Origin of the sequence: Thalassospira australica (genome assembly GCF_000763295.1) — a bacterium.
GTDB lineage: Bacteria > Pseudomonadota > Alphaproteobacteria > Rhodospirillales > Thalassospiraceae > Thalassospira > Thalassospira australica.
In genome coordinates this window covers 1-1,071 of the sequence record NZ_JRJE01000012.1, presented here as the reverse complement: position 1 = coordinate 1,071, position 1,071 = coordinate 1, and the positions used below count along the sequence as shown (strand labels likewise).

Annotated in this window: 1 protein-coding gene; it reads right to left on the bottom strand. The window is 58.5% G+C overall.

Translation table 11 applies throughout. From position 1 onward, the window contains the following. Positions 1-1,071 (bottom strand): hypothetical protein (locus JF44_RS20470; protein ID WP_033068669.1); only part of this gene is annotated, 1,071 nt, incomplete at both ends.

Genomic DNA, 1,071 nt, shown 5'->3' with positions numbered 1-1,071 from the left:
GCTTCACCTTCAACAGATACAGAGATCGTGTCGGACACAGAAGCGGTGTCGGTGCCGTCCGCAGACGTTGCGGTTACACCCAGATCGAACGAACCACTGTAATCAGCTGGCGGTGTGATGGTCAGACCGTCAAGCTCATCAGCGGTCAGGGTAACGGTACCGTCCGGGTTAACGGTGCCAGCCGAGAGAGTTGCACCATCGGGAATGTTGGAGATGGTAACGGAGAGAACTTCACCGCTATCGGTGAGGCCTGCATCGATGTCGAGCGCAATCGGGCTGTCTTCAGTGCCCGCTGCATCGGCAACGTCGAGGGTCGGTGCGTCTGCTTCACCTTCAACAGATACAGAGATCGTGTCGGATACAGAAGCGGTATCGGTGCCGTCTGCCGAAGTTGCGGTGACGCCCAGATCAAACGATCCGCTGTAATCAGCCGGCGGCGTAATGGTCAGACCATCAAGCTCATCAGCGGTCAGGGTAACCGTGCCATCGGGATTGACGGTGCCGGCAGAGAGCGTTGCACCATCGGGGATGTTGGAGATGGTGACGGAGAGAACTTCGCTGCTGTCTGTCAGCGCGGCATCAACGTCAAGGGCAATGGCAGTATCTTCGGTGCCAGAGGCATCCGTCACATCGAGTGTCGGCGCATCGGCTTCGCCAGTGACATCAACGGTCAGGGTGTCGGATACAGAAGCAGTGTCGGTGCCATCTGCCGAAGTTGCAGTGACCCCCAGATCGAACGAACTACTGTAATCAGCTGGCGGTGTGATGGTCAGACCGTCAAGCTCATCAGCGGTCAGGGTAACGGTACCGTCCGGGTTAACGGTGCCAGCCGAGAGGGTTGCACCATCCGGGATGTTCGAAACCGTTACGGACAGGACTTCACCGCTATCGGTGAGGCCTGCATCGATGTCGAGCGCGATCGGGCTGTCTTCGGTGCCGGAGGCATCGGTAACGTCCAGGGTCGGCGCGTCTGCTTCACCTTCAACAGATACAGAGATCGTGTCGGACACAGAAGCGGTGTCGGTGCCGTCCGCAGACGTTGCGGTTACACCCAGATCGAACGAACCACTG